Annotated in this window: 14 protein-coding genes; 12 read left to right on the top strand and 2 right to left on the bottom strand. The window is 70.9% G+C overall.

The features are described 5' to 3' along the window. Positions 1 to 227, top strand: a 227-nt coding sequence (locus KDL01_RS27010; RefSeq protein WP_212531428.1) for a putative PEP-binding protein, incomplete at its 5' end; no start/stop codon positions are given. Here the strand turns inward: KDL01_RS27010 and KDL01_RS27005 are convergent. After that, the gene (locus KDL01_RS27005; RefSeq protein WP_212531427.1) at positions 146 to 1036 is read right to left on the bottom strand and encodes an AraC family transcriptional regulator; all 891 of its coding nucleotides are present in this window, start codon (positions 1034 to 1036) and stop codon (positions 146 to 148) included. The genes KDL01_RS27010 and KDL01_RS27005 overlap by 82 nt on opposite strands. 107 nt (positions 1037 to 1143) lie before the next feature. On the opposite strand from KDL01_RS27005, the gene KDL01_RS27000 reads away from it, so the two are divergent. After that, positions 1144 to 2424, top strand: coding sequence for an alpha-L-fucosidase (locus KDL01_RS27000; RefSeq protein ID WP_246577049.1), 1281 nt, complete (start codon positions 1144 to 1146; stop codon positions 2422 to 2424). Positions 2425 to 2426: 2 nt separating this feature from the next. Here the strand turns inward: KDL01_RS27000 and KDL01_RS26995 are convergent, their stop codons facing one another. Beyond that, on the bottom strand, positions 2427 to 5429 hold the full coding sequence (locus KDL01_RS26995) for a polysaccharide lyase family 8 super-sandwich domain-containing protein (RefSeq protein WP_212531426.1): 3003 nt from the start codon (positions 5427 to 5429) through the stop codon (positions 2427 to 2429). Between the two features lie 288 nt (positions 5430 to 5717). On the opposite strand from KDL01_RS26995, the gene KDL01_RS26990 reads away from it, so the two are divergent. The 10 genes from KDL01_RS26990 to KDL01_RS26945 all read left to right on the top strand — a co-directional run bounded on the left by KDL01_RS26990 (position 5718) and on the right by KDL01_RS26945 (position 19201). Then, the gene (locus KDL01_RS26990; RefSeq protein ID WP_212531425.1) at positions 5718 to 6794 is read left to right on the top strand and encodes a substrate-binding domain-containing protein; all 1077 of its coding nucleotides are present in this window, start codon (positions 5718 to 5720) and stop codon (positions 6792 to 6794) included. 162 nt (positions 6795 to 6956) lie between these two features. Next, positions 6957 to 8078: a LacI family DNA-binding transcriptional regulator gene (locus KDL01_RS26985; RefSeq protein WP_212531424.1), complete on the top strand. Its 1122-nt coding sequence runs from the start codon at positions 6957 to 6959 to the stop codon at positions 8076 to 8078. Between the two features lie 249 nt (positions 8079 to 8327). Further along, positions 8328 to 9614, top strand: a complete 1287-nt coding sequence (locus KDL01_RS26980) for an ABC transporter substrate-binding protein (protein WP_212531423.1) — start codon at positions 8328 to 8330, stop codon at positions 9612 to 9614. A gap of 16 nt (positions 9615 to 9630) precedes the next feature. After that, positions 9631 to 10590: a carbohydrate ABC transporter permease gene (locus KDL01_RS26975; protein ID WP_212531422.1), complete on the top strand. Its 960-nt coding sequence runs from the start codon at positions 9631 to 9633 to the stop codon at positions 10588 to 10590. Continuing rightward, on the top strand, positions 10587 to 11438 hold the full coding sequence (locus tag KDL01_RS26970; RefSeq protein ID WP_212531421.1) for a carbohydrate ABC transporter permease: 852 nt from the start codon (positions 10587 to 10589) through the stop codon (positions 11436 to 11438). The genes KDL01_RS26975 and KDL01_RS26970 overlap by 4 nt, the downstream gene beginning before the upstream one ends. Before the next feature lie 122 nt (positions 11439 to 11560). Beyond that, on the top strand, positions 11561 to 12544 hold the full coding sequence (locus KDL01_RS26965; RefSeq protein ID WP_246577048.1) for a hydroxyacid dehydrogenase: 984 nt from the start codon (positions 11561 to 11563) through the stop codon (positions 12542 to 12544). Next, on the top strand, positions 12541 to 13848 hold the full coding sequence (locus KDL01_RS26960) for an alpha-L-fucosidase (RefSeq protein ID WP_212531419.1): 1308 nt from the start codon (positions 12541 to 12543) through the stop codon (positions 13846 to 13848). The genes KDL01_RS26965 and KDL01_RS26960 overlap by 4 nt, the downstream gene beginning before the upstream one ends. Positions 13849 to 13860: 12 nt before the next feature. Then, positions 13861 to 15462: a phosphocholine-specific phospholipase C gene (locus KDL01_RS26955; RefSeq protein WP_212531418.1), complete on the top strand. Its 1602-nt coding sequence runs from the start codon at positions 13861 to 13863 to the stop codon at positions 15460 to 15462. 24 nt (positions 15463 to 15486) lie between these two features. Continuing rightward, positions 15487 to 17283, top strand: a complete 1797-nt coding sequence (locus KDL01_RS26950) for a glycoside hydrolase family 35 protein (RefSeq protein WP_212531417.1) — start codon at positions 15487 to 15489, stop codon at positions 17281 to 17283. An 85-nt stretch (positions 17284 to 17368) separates the two neighbouring features. Further along, on the top strand, positions 17369 to 19201 hold the full coding sequence (locus KDL01_RS26945) for a DUF2264 domain-containing protein (protein ID WP_212531416.1): 1833 nt from the start codon (positions 17369 to 17371) through the stop codon (positions 19199 to 19201). Positions 19202 to 19211: the final 10 nt, after the last annotated feature.

Here is a 19211-nt window from a genome sequence, read left to right as displayed (position 1 = left end):
CCCTCGACCGCGACGGCGTCGGGCGCCTCGTCCAACTCGCCACCCGCGAAGGCCGCGCCGCCCGCCCCGCACTCAAACTCGGCGTCTGCGGCGAACACGGCGGCGACCCCGAATCCGTCCAGTTCTTTCACCAGGTCGGACTCGACTACGTCTCCTGCTCCCCCTTCCGCGTCCCGGTAGCACGACTCGAAGCCGCACGCGCAGCGGTACGCGACCCGCGAACCTGAGCCGGCGGCACGTGTTCGGCATTGGCGCCGTCGCGAACCGCTCGTGGCGGCGCGCCGAGTTCGCGGCGGCAGGTCTTGTTGAACGCCTGCAGGTCGGGGATGCCGACTGAGGCCGCGACGGTGGCGATCGGCAGGGTGGAGGAGGTGAGCAGGTGTCGGGCCCGCGCCATCCGTCGGGCCCTGATATATCCCACGACGGTCGAGGACAGATGCGTGCCGAACAGTCGCGTCAACTGGTTGTGCGAGATCCCGCAGTGCCGCGCGAGGCCCGCGACCGTGATCGGGTCGGCCAGCCGGGCCTCGATGTACGCGGTGGCCGCGTCCACCACCGGATGCCGGCGCCGTGCCGCCGTTGCGTCGGCGAGGTCTGCGACGTGCCAGAGCGCCGCCCAGACGCTCGCCGTCGCGGCTGCCGCGCTGTCCTGCGTCCGCGCGCGGATCGCCCGTTGCAGCAGATCCGTCAGCAGCGGCGCGGCCTCGGCGGCGTCCTGGAGGACGGGAACCGCGCGCACCTCGGGCTCGGCGGCCCGGTCCACGCCTCCCGGCAGGTCGAAGTGCACATACAAGTGCTCTGACCTACCTCGGTACCAGTATTCGACGACGGTGTCCGGCGGCGCCAGGCTGAGTGTTCCAGGCCTGATGCTCAGTTCGTCGCCGCCCACGCGGTAGCCGGCGTGGTAGCGGTACAGGTGCAGCTGCCAGAGCCGGGGCAGCTGGAACCGGTCGTGCGGTGTGCCCACGCCGTGCACCGCAAGCCCCGCGTCGGCGACACGGGGCGCGTGCGAGAGCGGGAGCGAGACGGTGTGCATGGTGAAAACGTACCAGTGCGGGTGAATGAAACCGATCCGCTACCACGAGCGCGGAATTAGAGTCGCCGTATTCAAACCACTCCCACACGCGGAAGCGACCTGCGCCCATGACCATGCAGCCCTGGTTCCCCGACGCCAAGCTCGGCATCTTCGTCCACTACGGGATCTACGCTGTCGACGGCGTCGCAGAGTCCTGGTCCATGTTCAACGGCGAGCTCACGCCCGAGGCCTATCTCAAACAGCTCGACGGGTTCACCGCGCGCAACCACGACCCGAACGCCTGGGCCGAGCTGTTCGCCAAGGCCGGGGCGAAGTACGCCGTGCTCACCTCGAAGCACCACGACGGCGTCGCCCTCTGGCAGGCCCCGCACAGCATTTACAACACGGTCGAAAACACCCCGGCCGCCCGCGACCTCGTCACGCCCTACGCAGAGGCGCTGCGCGCGCACGGGCTGAAGGTCGGGTTCTACTTCTCCCACATCGACTGGACGCACCCGGACTACGCCACCGTCCAGGTCGAGCGCGACGCGGACGTGGAGCCCGATCCGGAGGTCGAGCCCAACCCGTTGAGCGTCCCGGTCGACGGCGGGCAGGACCTGGAGCGCTGGGCCCGCTTCCGCACGCACTACCACGAGCAGGTCGAGGACCTGGTGGCGCGCGTGCGTCCGGACCTGCTCTGGTTCGACGGCGAGTGGGAGCGCTCGGACGGGCAGTGGGCCGCGCGGCGGCTCGGTGACCGGATCCTGGAGCTCAACCCGGCGACGATCCTCAACGACCGCATCCGCACGCACGCCGACTACGCCTCGCCCGAGCAGTCCCTGCCGTTCACCGCTCCCGACGGCCCGTGGGAGCTGTGCCTGACGGTCAACGACTCCTGGGGCTTCCAGCACACGGACACCAACTGGAAGTCCGCGCGCCAGATCGTGCGCTACTTCACCGAGACCATCGGCCTCGGCGGCAACCTCCTGCTCGACGTCGGCCCGCGCGAGGACGGCACCATCCCGGCGGAGGCGGCCGACCGCCTCGAGCGGCTCGGCGCGTGGATCGCGAAGCACGCCGAGGCGGTGTACGCCACCACCGCAGGTCTGCCCGCCGGCCACCACTACGGCTCCTCGACCCTCTCGAAGGACCGGCGGACCGTGTACCTGGTCTGCTACGACAACCCGCGCGAGTCCATCGCCGTGCGCGGCCTGCGGAACCAGATCAGGCGCGTCACCGTCCTCGGCTCCGGCCGCGAGCTGCGCCACAGCCGCACCGGGGGCCTGGGCGGCCACCCCGGCCATCTCTGGATCGAGGCCCCGGCCGCCGAGGAGCTCGACGAGTACGCCACGGTCCTGGCCGTGGAGCTCGATGGTGAGCTCGACCTTTACACCGGCACCGGCCGCTGACGTCAGTCCGTGATGATCTCGAGGACGGGGCCCTTTCCGGAGCCCTCCTCCTTCGAGTAGACGACGGCGGCGAGCCCGGCGCTCTGCTCCGACACGCCGAGGGCCACACCCGCGGTACCGGCCGCGCTCACCGCGGCGGTCACGTCGAGGCCGACCCAGTCGTAGGTGTTGCTCAGCGAACCGGTGCCGAGCGCGGTGGTGAGTGCGGGGGTGGTGTTGTAGGTGACGGTGCTCTCGCTCCACGAGCTGCTGCCGAGTTCGTACGCGGTGATCGGAGTCTGGCTTCCGCCGCTGTCCTCGGTGTTGCCGTTGAGCCAGAGGATGGCGCGCTGCACCGTGCCGGTGACGGTGGAGGTGCTGAACTTGAGCAGGGCCACGCGGTCGTAGTCGCCGGTCGAGTTCTTGATGACCATGGTGTTCGTCGTGCCGAAGTTGTCCGTCGCGTAGCTTCCGCCGCGTACGTAGGTGTCGTCGGTCGGGGCGAGCAGCGTCGCGGTGGCCGGAGTGAGGGCGGCGCCGCTGGTGGACAGCGTGACCTGGTGCGTGGCGCCGCGGCTGCCGCCGGTTTCGACGAGGAGCGAGATCGATCCGTTCGCGCTGGACAGGACGGTCACGCTCGGATCGGCCGAGACGATGCCGCTATAGCCGGATGCCGCGACGGTGACCTGGATCGTGGCGCTGGTCCAGGTCGGGTCGGACACGGCGATGGTCAGATCGCTGCCGCTGGTCTGGGTGGAGACGGAGGCCGGGGCGTTGACGGTGATCGGTCCGGCGGTGGCGGCGGCGTAGAAGTTCGCCATCGTCACCCCGAGCGCGGTGTCGCTGATCGCCTGCACGGTCGCGGTGTTGGCGACGACGGTCACCGACGGGCTCGCGGCGTACGCGGCGGTCTGCGCCTCGGTCGCGCCGGGCAGGATGACGTAGGAGTACGTCGCGGCGCTCGGGTTCGCGCCGTGGTTGAACGCGATGGACAGGTACGGGCGGGTGTCGTCGGCGAGCGTGGTCGGGGCGCCGGAGTTGACGTCCAGCCAGTTGCCGGTCTGGTTCGTGAGCGCGAACTCGACGTTGTTCGCGCCCGCGGGCCACAGGAAGCAGTACCCGGCGACGCCGGTGATGCAGGCCGAGTGCACCGCGCTGACGGTGCTCGACCACCCGGCGCCGATGGACTGCTGGGTGCCGTTGACGTACAGGCTGTTGTTGCCGACGGTGTGCAGGTTGCGATTCTCCACCGTCGTCAGGACGTTGTTTCCCGAGGTGGAGGTGATGCCCGCGCCCAGGCACACGACCTGGGAGTCCAGGCAGAACCAGGACTTCACGGCGGTCAGGTTCGTCGAGTACGCCTGCAGTCTCATGCCGACCGCGCCGTAGCTGCCCGCGAGTACGGACCCGCCGACCCAGGTGGTGGACGGCTTGGTGGTCGCGCCCGCGGAGTTCGCGAGTGTGCCCGCGTCCGCCGTCACGCCGGGGAGCTGGTACATCTCGACGGTGTCCCAGTACGCGTCGTTGAACTGGGCGACGTCGGTGTCGAGGTAGAGGTAGCCCATTCCGTCGCCGGTGTACCAGCCGTGCAGGTTCTCCCCGTTGATCACCTCGTAGCGCTGGATCTCGTCCGAGCACATCGAGACGGCGTAGGCCCAGCCGGGGCGGCGGTGCACGGCCCGGGCCATGTTCGGGAACTGCTGGTGCGCGGTCGGCTCGGCCGCAGCGGTCACCGAGGAGTCGCCGAGCACCGATTCGGCGAGCGCGATGCCCGCCACGCCGGCCGCCGAGACGGTCACCGTCGCGCCGGTCGTGGTGTTCACGATCGACTGGCGGGTGGCCGAGACGCCGTAGACCGTGTTGCGCTGCAGCCAGCCCTTGGCGGTCGAACGCCACTGCGCGGCCTGGCTCGGGTCCGCGGCGGCGACGGCGGCGGCCCAGTCGAGCAGCGTGAGCGCGGCGGAGAATCCGTCGGAGGCGTCGGGCTCGTTGTAGCGGGAGATGGCGCGGCCGCGCACGGCGTCGAGCATCAGGCCGTTGTAGACCAGGGGCGCGTAGCCGGCCGAGACCCCGGTGATGACGGGGGAGAGGTCGGCCGCGGGGATCGCCCAGCTGGAACCGGCCAGCAGCTGCACCATGGCCGCGATGTCGCCGAAGTAGATCGCGCCGTAGGTGCCGGTGTAGGCGACGCCGCCGTGCTGGGTGAAGGAGCCGTCCGCGTACAGGCCGTCGCCGCACATGACCAGGCTCAGCTCGGGGATCAGGCCGCTGACGCCGGTGCCGATGGCGGTGGAGTCCTCGCCCAGCGCGCCGCGCACGATCACGGCGCGGCACATGTCCAGCCGGTTCGCGCCGGTCGAGGTGGTGGACCCGCCGCTCACGATCATCTGCTTGGTCGGGTCGGGCACGAAGGCGTCGATGCAGGCGCAGTAGGCGGCGATCCGGCTCGCGCTCAGCTGCGCGTACATCAGGATCGCGGTGTCCTCCAGGATCTGGCTGCTGCCGATCTGCCAGTCCCACCAGTTGTCGTACGGGGTGGTCGAGGGGGAGTAGGCGCCCGCCGCCATGAAGTCGAGCCCGGCCAGGATCGTCGAGGCCAGCGACGAACTCCCGGTGTAGTTCGTGCCCGGGATCACGTACGCGGTCGCGAGCGATTTGAGGCGGGAGAAGGTGGTGGAGATGTTGGCGGAGACCGAGCCGAGCGGCAGATCGCTCCACAGCGCGGTGATGCCCGAGCCGGTCTGAATGCTCGCGAGCCAGGCCTGGGTCTGCGCATTGATTCCCGCCACGGCGGCGGTGTACGCGGAACCGCTTGTGCTGGTCACGCCACCGGTCATCATGGAAACCCAGGTGGAACGCAAGGCCGCGTACGGATCGGTCGCGGCCGCGGCGGAGTTCGCCGCCAGGGCGGGCAGCGCGAGCGCCGTCCCGGCGCCGATGCCGAGCTGCACGAGCCGCCGGCGTGAGAGCGGGTGCGCGTTCAGCGAGGTGAAGGGGGTGAGGGAGTGGAAGTCAGGGGAACGCAAGATCGCCTCCGGGGCCGCCGGGCGCAGCGGACGGCGCTGTCCTGGGTGTCTGGCGCGGCGGAAACCGCGGACGGGCAGGGGTGGGCGCCCGTCCGCGGGTTCGTCGTGACGTGGGGGTTGTCCCGACGGTTTCGGGAGTTTAGGCAGCCGCGCGTCCGAGCGTCAACGAAACCCACAATACGGTCACGGAAACGGTCAATAGACGGCTGGGCGGCCTACCATGGCGCGACGCGAGGCGCGCCGGCCGCGACCGAGCGCCGCCGCAGGGCGTGCGGAGGGAGGTCAAGGGTGAGCAGCAGCGTGGAGGACCGGCACCGCCGGATCTTGCAGATCGTGCGCGAACACGGCCTGATCGAGGTGCGCGAGCTGGCCGAACGGCTCGGGATCTCGATGGAGACGATCCGCCGGGATATCCGGACCCTGACCGACGCGGGCCGGCTGCAGCGCCGGCACGGTGCGGTGGCCTGGCCGACCGCGCGGCTGCCGGCCACGCCCGGGCGCGCCGGCACGGGTCGGCCGCCGGCGTCCGGGGTCCTGCTCGGCATGGTCGTGCCCACCACGGAGTACTACTACCAGGAGGTGATCCGGGGGGCTCGGGCCGCGGCGGCCGCGGCCGGCATGCGCCTGCTCATCGCGGTCACCGGCTACGCCGCCGACCAGGACGCGTCGAGCGTGCGCGGCCTGCTCGAGGCCGGAGCCCAGGGCCTGCTGGTGACGCCGAGCTGGGACATGGCCGGGCCGACCGAGGCGCAGTGGGCTGCGACGGCCGAGCCGGGCGTGCCCACGGTCGTGGTCGAGCGGCCAGGTGCGAAGGGGATGTACATCGAGGGGGTCGACGAGGTCTACTCCGACCACCACGTCGGCGTCGCGCTCGCGGTCCGGCATCTGACGGCGCAGGGGCATCGTCGCATCGCCCTGATGTGCCGGATGACCCATACCGCGCCGCGCATCATCGAGGGATACCGTGCCGCCATGCGTGCGGCCGGGTTGCCGCAGGACCTGCTCGTCGAGGGCGGGCGGCAACAGGATCCGCAGACCGAGACGGCGGCTCTGCTCGCGCGCCGCGAGGTGCGCGCCGCGATCGTGCACAGCGACGCCGACGCGTTCAACGTGCTCCACCGGCTGCAGGCGGAGGGCCTCGCAGTGCCCGGAGACGTGGCGCTCGTCAGCTACGACGACGAGATGGCGGCGCTGGCCGACGTTCCGTTGACCGCGGTCGGTCCGGCCAAGTACGAGGTGGGCGAGATGGCGGTGAGCGCGATGCTGCGCCGGCTGGCCGCCCCCGAGGCTTCCAGGCTGAGCATCGCCGTCGCGCCGCGGCTGACCGTGCGCGACTCGAGCGGATCCGAGCCCGCCCCGGCCTGAGCCCGGTCCAGGGGAGCGGTCTGGGGCAGGTTTCGCCCCGCTACCGCCCTGGCCACGAAAAGGCTACAGTTTGAAAGATCGATCAATCGACCAACAACTGTGAGACCGAGCCTCAGCGCCGCCGCCGACGGGCCGGTGACCGCCGACCGTGGGGGAGATGACATGCGCGAGTCCGCCTCGGACCGCCAGGACCGCATCGTGAGCCTGGTGCGTGCGCAGGGCCGGGTCCAGCTGCCCGACCTCGCCGAACACCTCGGCGTCTCGCTGATGACCGTCCGCCGCGACGTGGACGCCCTCGACCAGGCCGGACGGCTCCGGCGCAAGCACGGCTACGTGCTCCCGCCGGCCTCCGCGTCCGAGGCGGCCGCGTCGCCCGGCATCGAACTGGCCGGTCAGGTGCCCGAGGGGCGCGGGCTCACCCTCGGCCTGGTCGTGCCGAGCGCCGAGCGCTACTACCCGGACGTGATCAAGGGCGTGCGCGCGGTGGCCGCGGCCGCGGGGGCCAGGCTGGTGCTCGGACTGACCCTCTACCAGCCGGAACAGGACGCCGTGCAGATCGAGCGGCTGCTCGACGCCGGGATCGACGGGCTGATCATCGCGCCGATCTGGGAGACCGGCACCGCGCGCGGCGCCGAGGCCGAGCGGGTGCTCGACCTCGGCCTGCCGACGGTGCTGCTGGAGCGGCGCGCCTCGGTCGGGACCGCCGCCGACGACCTGGACCGGGTGTGCACCGACCACGCCCACGGCGCGGCGGTCGCGGTGCGCCACCTCGCCTCCCTGGGCCACGAGCAGATCCTGTTCGCCGCGCCGCCGAGCCCGACCACGCCGGGTCTCGCGCGCGGCTACCGCGAGGTGCGCGAGACGCTCTCGCTGCCCGAGCCGGTGGTCGGCCCGATCGAGTTCGGCGGTGACACCTCGGATCCGGTGGTGCAGCAGGATCTGCTCACCGGCACCCTGGCCGCGATCGAGGCGGGGATAACCGCGCTGGTGGTGCACGACGACACGCACGCGATGCTGCTCAGCCAGATGCTGCTGGCGCGGGGGGTGAAGATCCCCGGGGACGTGTCGATGATCGCGTACGACGACGAGGTGGCGGCCCTGGCCGACATCCCGCTGACCGCGGTGGTCCCGCCCAAGCGCGAGGTCGGCGACCAGGCGGGCCGACTGCTGCTGGAACGGCTGGCCGCGCGGCGCGGGGCGGGCCCGTCGTCCTCGTCACCCCGGCACATCGACCTGCTCCCGACGCTGCGGGTGCGCGAGTCCTGCGGAGCGCGGGTGGCCTGAGGGCGCCGGGGCGCATCCGAGACCGTGGAAGCGGGTTCTGCGCCCGTCTACGGATGTTCGTTTGTGCGAACGGTAGATATTTGGTTCTTAGCTCTTGACTTTGTTCCTTCGCGCACGCAGACTGAGCCACCGACACCGTCGCCCTTCCTCCGAGGAGCCGTGAGAGCAAAGATGCTTGATCTTCATAACCTGACCCGGATATCCCGTCGTGGCCGTTCCAAGGCCCTCGTGACGGTAGGCACGCTCGGTATGGCAACGGTGCTCGCCGCGTGTTCGAGTTCTGCCGGCGGATCCACCGATTCCGCGGCGCAGGTTTCGGCCACGTACAGCGGTAGCGCCGTGGTCGATCTGTCGTTCTGGTCATGGACGCTCAACGCCCAGGCCGTCGTGGACGAATTCAACAAGACGCACCCGAACATCCACGTCACCTTCACCAAGATCACCGGCGGCCCGGCCGGCTACTCCAAGCTCTTCGACGCGTTCAAGGCGGGCAACGCCCCGGACGTGTTCAACTGCGAGTACGACATGCTGCCGGAGTTCGCCTCCGAGGGCCTGGTCCAGGACATCAGCGCGTACGTCACCCCGCAGCTGAAGTCCGCACTCGGCGCCGCGCTCCCGCTGACCACCCTCGGCGGCAAGACCTGGGCGATTCCGTACGACATCGAGCCCACCGAGCTGTGGTACCGCGCCGACCTGTTCCAGAAGTACGACCTCGCCGTCCCGACCACCTGGGACCAGTTCGCCTCCGAGGCCAAGGCGCTGGCCGCGAAGGACCCGGGCGCCAAGCTCGCCGCGCTGCCCACCGACGACGCCCTGTGGCTGGCCTCGCTGGCCGAGCAGGCCGGCGGCCAGTGGTTCTCCAGTTCCGGCGGCACGTGGAAGGTGGACCTCACCGGCGCCGCGGACGAGAAGGTCGCCTCCTACTGGCAGGGCCTGGCCGACGACAAGCTCCTCTACACCGGCGCGAGCTCCAGCCCGGCCTACACCACCGCCTTCACCAACGGCCAGATCCTCTCGATGATCGAGCCCGCATACGAGGGTGCCTACCTCAAGTCCAGCTACCCGAAGCAGGCCGGGGACTGGGCGGTGGCCCCGCTGCCGAACTGGGGCAGCGCGGCCGACGGTGCCGAGGGCGGCTCGTCCTACCCGGTGAGCAAGGACACGAAGAACACCGCGGCGGCGCTCGAGTTCGCCGAGTGGATGGCCACGAGCTCGGACGCGATCTCCACCCGCATGCAGGGCGGCGCGTCAAGCGCGCTGCCGGCCGACTCCGCGGCCGCCGCGCAGGCCGAGAGCTCCTTCGACAAGAGCTACTACGCTCAGAGCCAGGACATCTTCAGTGTGGCCAACGCTGCGGCTGCGACCGTCTCGCAGAGCTGGGCCTGGGGACCACAGGTGCCTGGCATGGACACCGCGATGTCCACCCCGATGGGACAGATCGGCTCCGGCGGCACGGTCGCCGCGGTCCTGTCCACCGGGCAGAGCCAGGTGCTCCAGCTGCTGAAGTCCGCCGGCCTGCAGGCCTCCGCCGGCTGATCCGGCGCGCGAATCCATGGCTACTCTCACCTCCGCCGCCCGGCGGCCGTCCACCCGGACGGCCGCCGGGCGCGGGCCCCGCACCCGCAAGGGCCACGGCGGCCGCGCCGCCGCCGTCCTGCTCTCCCCGTTCTTCCTGCTCTTCGCCTGTGTGACGCTGATCCCCATCGGCTACGCGCTCTACATCTCGCTGTTCCGCACCGAACGCTCTGGACTCGGATTCGGCGGGTCGAGCACCGTGTTCACGGGCCTGGGCAACTACGCGAAGCTGCTCGGGGACAGCGTCTTCCGGGCCGGCTTCGCCCACGTGGCGATCTACGGCCTGATCTACATCCCGGTGATGATGGGGATGGCGCTGGCCGGGGCGCTGCTGCTGGACAGCACGCTGGCCCGGGCCTCCCGGTTCTTCCAGCTGGTCTACTTCCTGCCCAGCCAGGTACCGGGCGTGCTGGCCGCGCTGGCCTGGCTCTACCTCTACACCCCGCACGTCAGCCCCCTGATGAACTGGCTGGGCGACCTGGGCGCGGACCCGAACATGAACCATGCGCTCTGGCTCTTCCCGGCGATGGCGAACGTCGCGGTGTGGCAGTTCACCGGCTACAACATCGTGATCTTCTTCGCGGCGCTCAAGGCCATCCCCCAGGAGGTCGCCGAGGCCGCGCTGGTGGACGGCGCCTCCGAGCTGCGGACCGCGCTGAGCATCAAGCTGCCGCTGATCGGACCGGCCGCCACCTTCGCCGGCCTGATGACGATGGTGGGCGTGCTGCAGCTGTTCACCGAACCGCTGGTCATGCAGGAGATCGCGCCCGGAGTGATCGGCGGGCAGTGGACCCCGAACCTCTACAACTACAACGCCGCCTTCCTCGACCAGGACACGGCGAGCGCCGCCGCGGGCTCGATCCTGCTGGCCGTGGCCGCGGCGCTGCTCTCCTTCCTCGTCATGCGGCTGACCCGTCGCTGGAGGGATGCGGCATGACCTCACGATCCTCCCGGCTCACCTCGAAGACCCTGGTGAACCTCGCCCTGGCCATCGGGCTCTGCTACGCCCTCGCGCCGCTGCTCTTCATCATCCTGGCCGCGTGCAAGACCGCGAGTGGAACGCTCAGCGGCGACCTGTTCTCCTTCCGCGAGCTCGACCCGGCGGCCAACTTCAAGGCTCTGGTCCACGCGGACGGCGGCATCTACTTCCGCTGGTACCTCAACTCGATCTTCTACGCGGGCGTCGGCGCCGTGGTCAGCGGCGTCATCTGCGCGGCGGCGGGCTACGCCTTCGACAAGTACGCGTTCCGCGGCAAGGAGAAGCTCTACGGCCTGGTGCTGCTCGGCGTCCTGGTCCCCGGCACGCTCACCACGCTTCCGCTCTACCTGATCGCCTCCAAGATCCACCTGGTGAACACGGTGTGGGCGGTGCTGATCCCCAGCGTGGTCAGCCCCTTCGGCGTGTTCCTTGCCCGCATCTACAGCCAGGCCTACGTGCCGGTCGAGGTGATGGAGGCGGCGCGGCTCGACGGTGCGGGCGACCTGAAGGTGTTCCGCTCGATCGGCCTTCCCCTGCTCAAGCCGGGCCTGGCCACCGTCATGCTCTTCCAGTTCTCCGCGATCTGGAACGGCTTCTACCTGCCCTACGTGATGCTCAACAACGAGAAGCTGTTCCCGGTCAGCCTCGGCCTGTATATCTGGAACTACCAGGCCGCCGCGGAGAGCCCGACCTTCATCGCCCAGGTCCTCACCGGCAGCGCTCTCGCCATCCTCCCGATCATCGCGATCTTCATCGGCCTGCAGCGTTTCTGGCGTTCCGGGATCACCGCCGGGGCCGTGAAATGACCGGGACCCGGAGCGGGACCAGGACCGGGCCCGGCACCACCGGCGCGACCATTAGTCAGGACATTTACGTGAACCTGTCTCGCGTGAGCACGGCGCAACGGCGCCCGCGCACCCTACTCGCCATGAAGCCCGAGGTGGCGCGGCGCGCGCTCGGCCCGGCCGGGCTGGCCGCGCTCGGCCGGGTCGCGGACCTCGTCCCCGACATCGTCGCGCACGACTTCGCCGAGCCCGGCGCGCTCGCCGCCCTGGCCGAGGCGGAGGTGCTGGTCACGCACTGGGGCTGTCCGGAACTGACCGGGCAGGTGCTCGCGTCGGCGCCGAGGCTGCGCGCGATCGTGCACGTGGCCGGCTCGGTCAAGGGCTTCGTCACGGACGCCTGCTGGGAGCGCGGGATCCGCGTGTCCTCCGCGGGCTGGGCCAACGCGCTGCCCGTCGCCGAGTACACCCTCGCCGCCATCATCTTCGCGAACAAGCAGATCCTGCGGATGCGCGAGGACTACCGGGAACGACGCGGACAGAGCCCCGACCTGCTCGAAGACTACGCGCTCGCGGGCAACTACCGCCGCCGGGTCGGGGTGGTGGGGGCCTCCAGCGTCGGGTGCCGGGTGCTGGAACTGCTGGGCCCCTTCGATTTCGAACTGCTCGTCTACGACCCCTTCCTCAGCCCGGAGCAGGCCGCCGAACTCGGCGCGCGGCTGGTGACCCTGGACGAACTGTGCGCCCAGGCCGACGTCGTCACCGTGCACGCCCCGCAGATTCCCGAGACGTACCACATGCTCGACGAGCGACGGCTCGCCCTGATCCGGGACGGAGCCACCGTCATCAACACCGCGCGCGGTTCCCTGGTGGACGCGAGCGCCCTGGAGGCCGAGCTGCGGCGCGGGCGGCTGCACGCGGTCATCGACGTGACCGAGCCGGAGGTGCTGCCCGCGGACTCGGTGCTCTACGACCTGCCCAACGTGCTGCTCACCCCGCACATAGCCGGCTCGGTCGGCAACGAACTCCAGCGCCTCGTGCACGCCGCCGCGGACGAACTCGCCCGGTACGCGCAGGGACTCGAGTTCGCCCACCCGGTCACCCGCGAGGGCCTGGGACGCAGCGCGTGAGCGAGGCGCACGGCGCTGCGCCGGTGCCCACGGCCGCGCAACTGGCCTGGCAACGCGACGGCTTCGGCGTCTTCCTGCACTTCGGCATCAACACCTTCTACGGCCGGGAGTGGAGCGACGGCACGCTCGACCCGCGCGGGTTCGACCCGAGCGCGCTGGACGCGGCCCAGTGGGTCGCCCACGCGAAAGCCGCCGGCGCCGCGCGGGTGATCCTGACGGCCAAGCACCACGACGGGTTCTGCCTGTGGCCGAGCGCCACCACCGCGTACTCGGTGGCCGCGAGCCCGTGGCGTGGCGGGCGGGGGGACGTCGTGCGCGAACTGGCCGAAGCGTGCCGCGCCGCCGGGATGCGGCTCGGGCTGTATCTCTCACCCTGGGACCGCAATGCGGCGTGCTACCCGGATCCGGCCGCGTACGACCACTTCTACCGGCAGCAGCTGACCGAGCTGTGCACCGGCTACGGCCGACTCGACGAGCTCTGGTTCGACGGCGCGGGGTCCGAGGGGCGACGCTATGAGTGGGCCTCGATCATGGACGTGGTCGACCGGCACCAGCCGGACGCGATGGTGTTCAACATGGGCCGGCCCACGATCCGCTGGGTCGGCAACGAGGACGGCCTGGCCGCCGACCCCTGCCGCTACGCGGTCGACCGTGTCGGCAAGTCGGTCTACACCGAGGACGCCGAATCCCTCGACGCGACGGTGTACCTGCCGCCGGAGTGCGACGTGCCGATCCGCGCGCACTGGTTCTGGCAGCCGGAGAACGCGGCGACGCTCAAGTCCCGGGAACACCTGCTCGGCATCTGGTACCGCTCGATCGGCCTCGGCGCGGGCCTGCTGCTGAATCTGCCCCCTGACCGCAGGGGCCTGCTGGACGAGGCCGACACCGCGCGGCTGGCCGAGGTCACCGCCGAAATCGGCCGGAGGTTCGCCGAACCGGCGCTCCCGGCGCGCCTGGTCCACGAGCCCGGTCGGGTCACCGCGTACTTCGACGGCCCGGTCCGCTTCGACCACCTCGAGCTGCGCGAGGAGCTCGACGGCGGCCAGCGCGTATTCGTGCACGAAGTCAGGGCGGACGGGCCAGCGCTCGCCTCAGCGGGAACCGTGGGAGTACGCCGCTGGCACGTCTTCGCCGAGACCGAGGCGAGTCGCTTGGAGATCTCGCTCGGCGATCCGGCGGCCCGGCTCGAGTCGCTGGCCGTCTTCCACACCGGCGCGACCCGGCTGCCCAGCCTGGATCCGCCAAGCCCGGATATGTCGATCCTGGATCTGCCCAGCCTGGATCTGCCCAGTCTGGATCTCTGAGGGGAAACCGAGATGACCGACGGCTCGCCGCTCCGTGCGCCACAGCTGCCTGATATCAGGCATGTGGTGATCCTGATGCAGGAGAACCGCAGCTTCGACCACTACTTCGGCACGCTGCGCGGCGTGCGCGGGTTCGACGACCGGCAGACGTCCACCCTGCCCGGCGGGCGCGGGGTGTTCGAGCAGCCGGACGCGCGCCACGAGGACGGACGGGTGCTGCTGCCGTTCCACATGGACTCGTCCGCGTTCGACGCGCAGGCCCCCACGTTCCTGCCGCACGACTGGGAGACCACGCACGCGGCGGCCGGGCGCGGCACCTGGGACGGGTGGACCGGGGCCAAGGGCGCCGAGTGCATGGGGTACTTCACCCGCGCGGACATCCCGTACCACTACGCGCTGGCCGACGCGTTCACGATCTGCGACCACTACTTCTGCTCGGTGGCCGCGTGCACCGACCCGAACCGGCTCTACCTGTGGTCGGGCACCGCAGGCCCGGGCGTCGACGGAACCACCGGGCCGTTCACCGACAACTCGGTCGTCACCTCGAACCCGGTCGCGGACTGGACCAGCTACGCCGAGCGGCTCGAGGCGGCCGGGGTGAGCTGGCGGGTCTACCACACGCCCGGCGACGACCCGATCGAGGGCGACTTCGAGTGCAACGGGCTGTCGTACTTCAAGCAGTTCCACGCCTTCCCGGAGGACGACCCCCGCTATGTCAACGCCATGACGAAGTTCGACCTCGCGGCGTTCGCGGAGCACTGCGCGGAGGGCACCCTACCCACCGTGTCCTGGCTGGTGGCACCGCAGCAGTACTCCGAGCACCCGGAAGCGCCGCAGGCCCCGGCCCACGGCGCACTCTACGTAGACACCGCGCTGCAGGCGCTGTTCGCCAATCCCGAGGTGTGGCGGCACACGGTGTTCCTGCTGATGTACGACGAGAACGACGGGTTCTTCGACCACGTCGTCCCACCCATCCCGGCCGCCGGGACACCGGACGAGTTCGTGGGCGAGGAGGCGATCGGCCTGGGCCCGCGCGTGCCCATGCTCGCGATCTCACCGTGGTCGCGCGGCGGCCACCTCGATTCGCAGGTCTTCGACCACACCTCCGTGCTGCGCTTCCTCGAGCTGGTCACCGGCGTGCACGAGCCGAACATCTCGGCCTGGCGCCGGGCCGTGTGCGGCGATCTCACCAGCTGTTTCGACTTCGACCTGCCCGACTACTCGATCCCGGCCCTGCCCGACGCCCAGGCGCTGCTTGACCGGGCGATCGCCGGCCGAGACCTCCCGCCGGTCCCCGTGCCCGACGGCCCGCAGACGCTCCCGGCCCAGGAACCCGGCATCAGGCCGCGCCGGGCGCTGCCGTACCGGCCCGGGGCCGAGCTGGCGGTGGACCAGGCCGCCGGCCGGGTGACCTGCACCCTGACCAATCACGGCACGGCGGCCTACCACTACAACCTCGCGCGCCACCTCCCGCCGTTCACCACGACCGGAGTGACCGTGGCCCCCGGTCGAACGCACACATACACGTGGGACGGCTCGGAAACCGAAGGCCGCTACGACTTCTCCGTCCACGGCGCGGACGGATTCCTGCGCCGCTACGCCGGACACTGCTGACCCAGAGGAAAGCCCAGAGTTCTGATGCCTGCCCCCTTCACCGTCCCGGCCGCCGCCGACCGCATCCTGTCCGGCGCCGTCCACTACTTCCGTGTCCTGCCCGAGCAGTGGCGCGAGCGTCTCGGCCTGCTGCGCGCGATGGGCCTGGACACCATCGAGACCTACGTCCCGTGGAACCTGCACGAACCCCGTCCCGGCGAGTACGACTTCTCCGGCCTGGCCGACTTCGAGGGCTTCCTGCGCACGGCGGCGGACTGCGGGCTGCGCGCGATCGTGCGTCCGGGTCCTTATATCTGCGCCGAGTGGGACAACGGCGGGCTGCCCTCCTGGCTGCGCGCCGAGGCGGAGATCCCGCTGCGCTGCGCCGACCCGCGCTTCCTCGCCCCGGTCGACCGCTGGTTCGACGTGCTGATCCCGATGCTGGCGCGACACCAGGCCACCCGCGGCGGAAACGTCGTCATGGTGCAGGTCGAGAACGAATACGGCTCCTACGGCTCGGACGCGGCCTACCTGCGCCATCTCGCCGACGGCCTCACGGCCCGCGGCATCGACGTCCCGCTGGTGACCGCCGACGGCCCCACCGAGCTGATGCTCACCGCCGGAACGGTGCCGGGCGTGCGGGCGACCCTGAACTTCGGCAGCCGCACGGCCGAGAGCTACCGCGCGTTGCACGCACTGCGCCCCGGCGAGCCCGAGCTGTGCATGGAGTTCTGGGACGGCTGGTTCGACCACTACGGCCTCGGCCACCACACCCGGGACGCCGAGGACGCCGCGAAGACCCTGGACGAACTACTCGGACGCGGCGGCTCGGTGAATCTCTACATGGCCCACGGTGGAACCAACTTCGGCTTCCACGCCGGCGCCAACCACGACCCGGCCACCTCGACGTACCTGCCCACCATCACCTCGTACGACTACGACGCACCGCTGTCCGAGGACGGCCGTCCGACCGCGAAATACTGGGCGATCCGCGAGGTCCTCGGCCGCTACACGCAGCTCCCGCCGATGCCCGAGGTCGACGAGCGGCGCCTGCCGAACACGCTCGTCGCGCTGGACGCCCGGCTGCCACTGCTCGGGTGCATCAGTGAACTGACCAGCGGCACCGTCGCCACCGCCACGCCGCCGAGCTTCGAAGAGCTCGGACACGCCTACGGGATCGCCGTCTACCGCACCCGGATTCCCGGACCGCGAGGCAAGGCCGAGCCGCTCTCGGTCGAGGGGCTACGCGACCGCGCCCACGTCTTCGTCGACGGCGCACCGGCCGGGATCCTCGAACGCGACGGGCTCGACGCCGTCCCGCTGACCACTCCGGCCGGCGGCGCCGAGGTGACGCTGGTGGTGGAGGCGATGGGCCGGGTGAACTACGGCCCGCTCACCGGCGAGCGCAAGGGCGTCACCGGCGCGGTCAAACACGGCTTCCAGGTCCAGCACGGCTGGACCGTCGACCCGCTCGACCTCGAGGACCTCAGCACTCTGCCGTGGGAGCGCGCCGCCGACCCGGCCGTCTCCGAGTTGCCCGGACCGGCGTTCCACCGCGGCGTGCTGCACGTGGACGAGCCGCGCGACGGATTCCTCGAACTGCCCGGGGGAATCAAGGGGTACGTCTGGGTGAACGGGTTCTGCCTCGGCCGCTACTGGAACCGCGGCCCGCAACGACGCCTCTACCTGCCCTGGCCGCTCCTGCACAGCGGTGCGAACGAGATCATCGTGCTCGAACTCGACCAGGACGACGTCGAGGCCTTCGACGCGCTGGCGGTGCGCGACGAACCCGACCTCGGGTACGCGGCCCCGCCGTCCACGCCGTGGAGCTTCGAGGACTGAGTTTCGAGAGCTGATCTTGTGAGAATTGGCCCTTGAGGACTGCGTTTCGAAGACCGACCGAATCACGCGGAGAGGACGATCATCCATGGCCGAGCAAGCTGCCGCCACGTCGAGGCTGTTGTTCCGGGGAGCCACCCCCCACACGCGCGCCGAATTCCAGGACGTGCTGCGCGGACTGTGCGCGCCCTTCGCCGACGAGGCGCAATTCGCGCGTGTGCTGGACGGCGTGGCCCAACCCTCCGCGGTCTACGCGCCGCGGGTGGCCCGGCTCGAGCTGGTCTCCCGCCTGCTGTGGGGCCTGGCGCCGCTGGCCGCGGGCGGTGGCGAGTACGAGGGCTGGCCGCTGATCCGCCGGGAGATCACGGCCGGCACCGATCCGGCCGATCCGCTGTACTGGGGCGAGCCCGTCGAGCGCGACCAGCGGATCGTGGAGTCCGCTGCGCTCGGATTCGCCCTCGCCCTCGCCCCGGACCGGCTGTGGGATCCGCTCGACCCGACCGAGCGCAAAAACCTGGCCGACTGGCTGCGCGCCTGCGCCACGGCAAAAGCCGTGGACAACAACTGGCTGCTCTTCGCCACCCTCGTCGACCTCGGCCTGCGCGCCGTCGGCGAGGACAGCGACGAGCGCATCTCGGCCGCGGCCTTCGCCCGCGTCGACGAGTTCTACCGGGGCGACGGCTGGTACTCGGACGGTCCGGACGACGCCTTCGACTACTACGGGCCCTGGGCCATCCACTTCTACACCCTCCTGCACGCGCGCCTGGCCAAGCCGGGCAGCCCCTTCGGCCCCGAACGCCGCGCGAGCGTCACGGCGCGGGCGAACGAGTTCGGCAAGCGATTCGCGCACTGGCTGGCCGAGGACGGCAGCGCCCTCGCCTTCGGCCGCAGCCTGACCTACCGGTTCGCCCAAGGCTCGTTCCTCGGCGCACTCGCGTTCGCCGACGTGCCCGCAGTCGGCGACACGGCGGCATTCGACTGGGGCCGGCTGCGCGGCGCCTGGGCCAGACACCTGAGATGGTGGGGGAGCCGGCCGGTGCTGAACGGAGACGGCACGCTCTCGATCGGATACGGCTATCCCAGTCTCCTGATGAGCGAGAGCTACAACGCGATCGGCTCGCCGTACTGGGCGTTCAAGGCCTTCCTGCCGCTGGCGCTGCCCGCGGACCACCCGTTCTGGACGACCCCCGAACAACCGCTTCCCCCGCGCGCGGCGATCGAGCCACAGCCGACCGCGGGCCTGCTGCTCGCACACGACCACGCCGGCCACGTCACCGCACTCGCGGCCCTCCCAGGCGGCCGCTGGGCCCGGCACGGCGAGGCCAAGTACGGCAAGCTCGCCTACTCCACCGCCTTCGGCTTCTCCGTCTCCACGCGCGCCGTCGCACTCGAAGGCGCGGGCGTGGACTCGATGCTCGGGCTGAGCGACGACGGCGTGCACTGGCGCGTCCGCGGCGAGAACCTCGCGTGGTCCGCGGACGCCGACGGGCCCGGAGTGCTCGCGCGTTGGCAGCCGTGGCCCGATGTCGAGATCGAGACCCGCATGGTCTTCGCCGACGGCTGGCACATCCGCACCCACCGCGTGGCCACCGCACGTGCACTGCAGACGGCCGAGGGAGCGTTCTGCGTCCCCTACGACGAGGCGACGTCGCGGTACGAGGCGGGCGAGGCCGCGGCACTCGCCGTGACCGGAGCCAGGGCGAGCGGGCTGCGCGACCTCCGTGGCCCGCACGATCTCGGCGTTCGACGCGTCGGCGAGGTGCTCCGCCCCGACCCCAACGGCCACCTGCTCTGGCCACGCACGCTACTCCCCGTCCTGCGCGGCGAACTCGAGCCCGGCGAACACGTCCTGACCACCGCCGTCTACGCCGACGCCACCGGAGACGCCACCGGCTTCACCCACCCGCCCACTACATGGTGACCTGTCTCTT

This window comes from Actinospica durhamensis (assembly GCF_018139695.1).
Taxonomy (GTDB): domain Bacteria; phylum Actinomycetota; class Actinomycetes; order Streptomycetales; family Catenulisporaceae; genus Actinospica; species Actinospica durhamensis.
Note: the sequence above shows the minus strand (reverse complement) of the source record. Positions and strands in the feature narration are given on the sequence as shown.

Coding starts and splice junctions, on each gene's coding strand:
- KDL01_RS26945 (WP_212531416.1), top strand. CDS start 17,369: ATGGCCGAGCAAGCTGCCGCCACGTCGAGGCTGTTGTTCCGGGGAGCC.
- KDL01_RS26955 (WP_212531418.1), top strand. CDS start 13,861: ATGACCGACGGCTCGCCGCTCCGTGCGCCACAGCTGCCTGATATCAGG.
- KDL01_RS26965 (WP_246577048.1), top strand. CDS start 11,561: ATGAAGCCCGAGGTGGCGCGGCGCGCGCTCGGCCCGGCCGGGCTGGCC.
- KDL01_RS27000 (WP_246577049.1), top strand. CDS start 1,144: ATGACCATGCAGCCCTGGTTCCCCGACGCCAAGCTCGGCATCTTCGTC.
- KDL01_RS26950 (WP_212531417.1), top strand. CDS start 15,487: ATGCCTGCCCCCTTCACCGTCCCGGCCGCCGCCGACCGCATCCTGTCC.
- KDL01_RS27005 (WP_212531427.1), bottom strand. CDS start 1,036: ATGCACACCGTCTCGCTCCCGCTCTCGCACGCGCCCCGTGTCGCCGAC.
- KDL01_RS26985 (WP_212531424.1), top strand. CDS start 6,957: ATGCGCGAGTCCGCCTCGGACCGCCAGGACCGCATCGTGAGCCTGGTG.
- KDL01_RS26980 (WP_212531423.1), top strand. CDS start 8,328: ATGGCAACGGTGCTCGCCGCGTGTTCGAGTTCTGCCGGCGGATCCACC.
- KDL01_RS26975 (WP_212531422.1), top strand. CDS start 9,631: ATGGCTACTCTCACCTCCGCCGCCCGGCGGCCGTCCACCCGGACGGCC.
- KDL01_RS26970 (WP_212531421.1), top strand. CDS start 10,587: ATGACCTCACGATCCTCCCGGCTCACCTCGAAGACCCTGGTGAACCTC.